Annotated in this window: 3 protein-coding genes; 1 reads left to right on the top strand and 2 read right to left on the bottom strand. The window is 63.4% G+C overall.

What is annotated here, in order from left to right:
- Window positions 1-568: 568 nt before the first annotated feature.
- Complete coding sequence (locus DQG18_RS03185) at window positions 569-2,527, top strand: M23 family metallopeptidase (protein WP_157969978.1); 1,959 nt, start codon at window positions 569-571, stop codon at window positions 2,525-2,527.
- Window positions 2,528-2,942: 415 nt separating this feature from the next.
- Here the strand turns inward: DQG18_RS03185 and DQG18_RS03180 are convergent, their stop codons facing one another.
- Both DQG18_RS03180 and clpB read right to left on the bottom strand, forming a co-directional pair.
- Complete coding sequence (locus tag DQG18_RS03180) at window positions 2,943-3,299, bottom strand: VOC family protein (RefSeq protein ID WP_425454207.1); 357 nt, start codon at window positions 3,297-3,299, stop codon at window positions 2,943-2,945.
- 172 nt (window positions 3,300-3,471) lie between these two features.
- On the bottom strand, window positions 3,472-6,087 hold the full coding sequence (gene clpB / locus DQG18_RS03175) for an ATP-dependent chaperone ClpB (protein WP_116652747.1): 2,616 nt from the start codon (window positions 6,085-6,087) through the stop codon (window positions 3,472-3,474).
- Between the last annotated feature and the right edge of the window lie 155 nt (window positions 6,088-6,242).

Below are 6,242 nucleotides of genomic sequence, written 5' to 3'. Positions count from 1 at the left end.
CACATTGACGAGGACACACACCAATTCCAGCGCATAAACGCCAGAATAAAGAGTGTACCTCAATAGAAAAACGTGCACCGTATCAGTCGTGTCCGCAAATAACCCCTGAACCTAAATCCAAAGGCAACAACACAAACCGCAGCCCACGTTTCCCTTCCAAATAAACAACAATGTCAAAAAGCAAACGCCCCGGCGTTTCCTGCAGGCCCCCGGGAAAACGATGATGACCAACCGGAGCGATCCGGCAGAGCATCCCGCCTTGTCCCTGAGAACCACAACGTTAGGCGCTGAGGGCGCCACCGCGTCTGCAGTTCCGGCGTTATAGGTGCCGCCCCTTGCCCTGTCAACAAGGGTTTTGCCTAAAATGACTCTTTTTTGACAGTGCCCCGCAAACCTTGGGAAAAGCGCGGTCCGGTTTCCAAGTTTGGCCTCATTTACGCTCCATCACCGATACTCGGCAGCCGGCCCTTTCGCGGGACCCCGCTGATTGCTTGACACGACATGTTTGTGCGTCCATCCCTTTTTCAAACGCACGGACCGGAAAGACCGGACGGTCGGGGGATATGAGTTGAACGCAGCCCAGCGCAACCGTCATGCCGCCCTTTTGAGGGCGACGGGCTTTGAGGATTCGCCGGCCCTGACGGTGAAATCCTCCGAGGGTGCGTTGCCCCAGGGGCGCGAACTCAACTTCGCATGGCTGGCCGGTACGGTGCTGACCGGGGTGACCTCTTTTCTTCTCATGGCCGCCGCGCTGCAGGTCTCGTTCAAGGGTCAGGACACCTTTTCCACCCCCTTCGAAGCGCTCGCCATCGCCGCGCCAGAGCATATCTCGACCGCTTCGGCCGATTCGCTGCTTGCCAAGACCCGGCGCGCCAAACCGGTGACCCAGACCCTTTCGGACCGGCAGGTCATCGAAGCCTCGATCCGCGAGGAGGTCGATGGCGCCTCCCGCATCCGCAACCAGCCTTTCACCCGTATCGAGGCGACGCTGGCCACCGCGGCGACAGCCCTTTCCGACGACATCCCCGAATACGACCCGGTGGCCCTTCTCGCCCGCAACGAACCCTTGCGCGCCAGCGACACCGCCGATCTGGTCAGCACCGACATTTACGGCGCCGATGTCGAGGGTGAAGTGACGGTGCGCACCGCCTCGCTCGCGCTCGATCTCGCGCCGCCGCGCGCCGTCTCGGACATCAGCGCCGCCCAGTTCGTGCGCCTCTCGGTCGAGGGCGCCTACACCGAGGAAGACACCTCGCTCATGGCCTATGCCGGGTTCGGCGCGGGCAGCCTGCGCGAGTTGGCCGCCGGCCCCGCCGCCACGGCGCCGATCGTGGGCTTTGCCGAGAACGTCACCGTGCTGCCCAAGACGCGCGCCGCCGAGGACGCAAGCCAGTCGCGCACCGAGCGCGTGCTCATGATCCGCGAGGAAACCCCGCTGACCGATGCGCTGATTCGCAATGGTTTTACGCCCCAGATGGTGACGGCTGTCACCCGCGCCATGGGCAATGTCTATCCTGCCACGGTCCTGCCCGAAGGGGCGCGGCTGCGCATCCTGCTCGGGCCCGTCCGCGGCAGTACATCGCTCGTTCCCTATCGCATCAGCATCTATTCGGGCACCAGCCATCGGGTGACCGTGGCGCTGACCGACCGCGGCCAGTATGTGCTGGCGCTTGAACCGCCCACCATCGCCTTTACCGACGAGGACACCGAGGAGGTCAACCTCGCCAATCTGCCCTCGATCTACCGTTCTCTCTGGGAGACGGGCCGCAAACATGACCTGTCCGATACGGTCATCGATCGCATCGCGGCGATGTATGCCTACGATCTCGACCTCACACGCCGTATCGCGCCGGGCGATTCAATCGACATGCTGCTCTCGGGCTCGCCGGAGAGCGGAGATCAGGAATTGCTCTATGTCAGCCTCAAGCTGGGCAATACCGTGCGCGAACTGTTCCGCTTTCGCACCGACGACGGGGTGATCGACTTCTACAACCCCGACGGCGAGACCGGAAAGCAGTTCCTCCTGCGCCGGCCGCTCGAAGGCGGCGGCACGCTGCGCTCGCGCTACGGCTATCGCAAGCACCCGGTTTTCGGCGACTATCGTCTCCATACCGGGGCAGATCTCGCCGCCCGCACCGGCACGCCGATCTATGCCGGCGGGGACGGCGTCATCGAACGCGCGCAATGGTTCTCGGGCTATGGGCGCTACGTCGAGATCCGCCACGCCAATGGCTACAACACCGCCTATGGCCACATGTCGGCCATTGCCGACGGCATCACGCCGGGCACGCGGGTGAGTCAGGGACAGGTGATCGGCTATGTCGGCTCGACCGGCGTTTCCACCGGGCCGCACCTGCATTACGAAATCAAGATCAACGGCCACACGGTCGACCCCCTCGCGGTCAAGCTGCCCCGGGCCAACTCCCTGCCCCCCCAGTACCGCCCCACCTTCGACAACACCGTGGCCCAGATCCGCGCGCTCATGATCCATGACGCCGATCCCAACGTTACCGTGGCGTCGAACTGATGGCCTCACGGGCCGCACCGTGAAATCCATGACGGGCTAAGAGTGCCTAACAGAACCAGAGACGGCCACGACGCGCGCAATTTGTTCAGCCCGCAAGGCGCCGCGTGCAGCCGATACCGAGGTATCGGCAAGCGCGGGAACGCAGCGGATGGACAAATTCCGCGCGCCGCAGGTGGGGTTTGGACGGCCGGCTGCCGTGTCCAGCCGCTTGGCGATACCCCCGGTATCGCCCGCGCGCCTGTCCTTGCATCCGACTCGTCCAAACCCCATCGTGACCATCTCTGGTTTTGTTAGGCACTCTAAAGCCGCCCTATGGATTTCACTGGCCCTCCCGGCGGGCGCGCGCGAAACGTCACGCGGGGTCCTCGGCTTCGTCTCGTCCAATTTGTCTGCCTCTCAAACGATACATGCTGCGTCAGGCTTTCGCCTCGCTCCAGACCGCCAGTTCATTGCCGCCCGGTTCGCGGAAATGGAACCGCCGTCCGCCGGGGAAATCGAACTGCGCCCTGACGATCTCACCCCCCGCCGACCGCACCGCCGCCTCGGCGGCATCGAGATCGGGGGCGTAAAGCACCGCGAGCGGCGGCGTGCGCCCGTCCCCGGCCTGTTCGATCCCGCCATCGAGGCCCGCGTCCTCAAAACCGGCATAGCCCGGACCGTAATCGGTGAATCCCCAGCCGAAAGCCGAAGAGAAAAAAGCCTTGCTCGCGGCAATATCGTCGCTCGAAAGCTCGAGATAATTGATGGTGACCTGCATTCGCTTCCCTTTCATCTGTTCCGTATATGTTCTCATAAAAAACGAGATCCCGCAATCCTTCTTCGACGCCGGGCAAAGACGGGAAACGGGCGGAAGGGCCGGCTTTCGGCCCTTCCGCGGTCAAGCCCCCCGAACAAAAAAGGCCCCGTCTCCGGGGCCTTTTTCATTTAGGCATTGCAGGCAGCACTCACTGTGCCGCTGCGTCCACGGCCTCGCCTTCGAGCACCGGCGTGATGAGGAGCGAGCCATCGCCCGCGTCGACCTTGACGGTCGAACCATCGATGATCTCGCCCGCCAGCATTTTTTCGGCCATCTCGTCCTGGACCGAACGCTGGATGACGCGCTTGAGCGGCCGCGCCCCATAGACCGGATCGTAACCTTCATCGGCGAGCCAGTCGCGCGCCGCAGGGGTGACTTCGAGCGCGATCTCGCGGGTATCGAGCAGCTTTTGCAGGCGCTGGAGCTGGATGCCGACGATGGCGCCCATCTGGCCGCGTTCGAGCCGGTGGAACAGGAGTATCTCGTCCACGCGGTTCAAAAATTCGGGCCGGAACGCGGCCTTTACGGTATCGAGCACTTTGCCGCGCACCAGTTCCACCGATTCCCCGTCCGGCTGGGCCGCGAGATATTCGGACCCAAGGTTCGAGGTCATGATGATCAGCGTGTTGCGGAAGTCGACCGTATGGCCCTGCCCGTCCGTCAGCCGCCCGTCATCGAGCACCTGGAGCAGCACGTTGAAGACGTCCGGATGCGCCTTTTCGATCTCGTCGAACAACACCACCTGATAGGGCCTGCGGCGTACGGCTTCCGTGAGCACCCCGCCCTCCTCATAGCCGACATAGCCCGGAGGCGCCCCGATGAGGCGGGCGACCGCGTGCTTTTCCATGAATTCGGACATGTCGAGCCGGACCATCGCGGTTTCGTCGTCGAAAAGGAATTGCGCGAGCGCCTTGGTCAATTCGGTCTTGCCGACGCCCGTGGGGCCAAGGAACATGAACGAACCGATGGGCCGGTTGGGGTCCTGCAGCCCTGCGCGCGCGCGCCGCACGGCACGGGAAACCGCTTCGACGGCCTCGGCCTGCCCGATGACGCGCTTGCCCAGTTCGTCTTCCATGCGCAGCAGCTTGTCGCGCTCGCCCTCGAGCATCTTGTCGACCGGCACCCCGGTCCAGCGCGAGACGACCTGCGCGATATGATTGGGGGTGACGACCTCCTCGACCATATCGGAATCGGGCTGCGCCTCATGGGCTTCGGCATCCTTCAATCGCCGTTCCAGATCGGGGATGACGCCATAGGCAAGCTCGCCCGCCCGCGCCAGATCGCCCTTGCGCTGGGCCAGTTCGAGTTCGGTCCGTGCCTGGTCGAGTTGCTCCTTGAGCTTGGTGCCACCCGCCAGCCTTTCTTTCTCAGCCAGCCAGCGCTGGGTCATGGCGTCGGATTCTTCTTCCAGCCCGGCAAGTTCAGTTTCGAGCCGGAGAAGGCGGGTTTTGGAGGCTTCGTCCTCTTCCTTTTTGAGCGCCTCGCGCTCGATCTTGAGCTGAATGATGCGCCGGTCGAGTTCATCGAGCGCCTCGGGCTTGGAATCCACCGCCATGCGCAGCCGCGCCGATGCCTCATCCATCAAGTCGATGGCCTTGTCGGGCAGGAACCGGTCGGTGATGTAGCGGTTCGAGAGCGTCGCCGCCGACACCAGCGCCGAATCCGAGATGCGGACGCCATGGTGCAGTTCGTATTTCTCCTTCAACCCGCGCAGGATCGAGATAGTGTCCTCGACCGTGGGTTCGGACACGAATACCGGCTGGAAGCGCCGGGCGAGCGCGGCATCCTTTTCGACGTGCTTTTTATATTCATCGAGGGTGGTTGCGCCCACGCAGTGCAACTCGCCGCGCGCCAGGGCGGGCTTTAAAAGGTTGGACGCATCCATCGCACCATCGGCCTTGCCCGCGCCCACCAGCGTGTGCATCTCGTCGATGAACAGGATGATCTGGCCTTCGGCAGCCGTCACCTCGTTGAGGACCGCTTTCAGCCTCTCCTCGAACTCGCCGCGATATTTGGCGCCCGCGATCAGCGCGCCCATGTCGAGCGCGAGCAGGCTCTTGTTCTTCAATGATTCGGGCACGTCGCCATTGACGATCCTGAGCGCCAGGCCCTCCGCGATCGCGGTCTTGCCCACGCCCGGCTCGCCGATGAGGACGGGATTGTTCTTGGTGCGGCGCGAGAGCACCTGGATGGTGCGGCGGATTTCCTCGTCGCGCCCGATGACGGGGTCGAGCTTGCCTTCGCGCGCGTCTTCGGTGAGATCGCGGGCGTATTTCTTCAAGGCGTCATAGGTGTTTTCCGCAGAGGCGCTGTCGGCGGTGCGCCCCTTGCGGATCGCTTCGATGGCGGCGTTGAGCCCGTTGGGGGTAACGCCAGCGGACGCAAGCACCTTGCCCGCATCGGTGTCCTTTTCGATCACCAGTGCCAAAAGCAGGCGCTCGACGGTGACGAAACTGTCGCCCGCCTTTTTTGCCGCCTCTTCAGCCGTCGCGAAAACCCGCGCCAGCTCGCGGCTGAGATAGATCTGGCCGCCATCGCCCGAAACGGACGGGATCTTGTTCAACCCCTCCTCGACGCCGGCGCGCACCGCCTGCCCGTTGCCTCCAGCGCGCTCGATCAGCCCCGAGGCCATGCCTTCGGTGTCATCGACGAGCACCTTGAGGATGTGGAGCGGCACGAACTGCTGGTGGCCGCGCGATAGTGCGAGCTGCTGGGCGCTCTGGATGAACCCGCGTGCCCGCTCGGTATATTTTTCGATATTCATCGCTTCAACTCTCCTTTTGCTGGCACGTTGCGCTTCACCCGGCACCGGCATGAAAACGAACGCCCGAAGCGTTGGTCTGGATTACAAGACCAGCCCGCATCGCGGCACTGACCTCGTGTCAAAGGTTGATATAGGCGCGCTTGCAAAAAGAAAAA

It is taken from the genome of Pelagibacterium sediminicola (genome assembly GCF_003390885.1).
Taxonomy (GTDB): domain Bacteria; phylum Pseudomonadota; class Alphaproteobacteria; order Rhizobiales; family Devosiaceae; genus Pelagibacterium; species Pelagibacterium sediminicola.
This window is presented reverse-complemented; position numbering and strand designations above follow the sequence as displayed.

Coding starts and splice junctions, on each gene's coding strand:
- DQG18_RS03180 (WP_425454207.1), bottom strand. CDS start 3,299: ATGAAAGGGAAGCGAATGCAGGTCACCATCAATTATCTCGAGCTTTCG.
- clpB (WP_116652747.1), bottom strand. CDS start 6,087: ATGAATATCGAAAAATATACCGAGCGGGCACGCGGGTTCATCCAGAGC.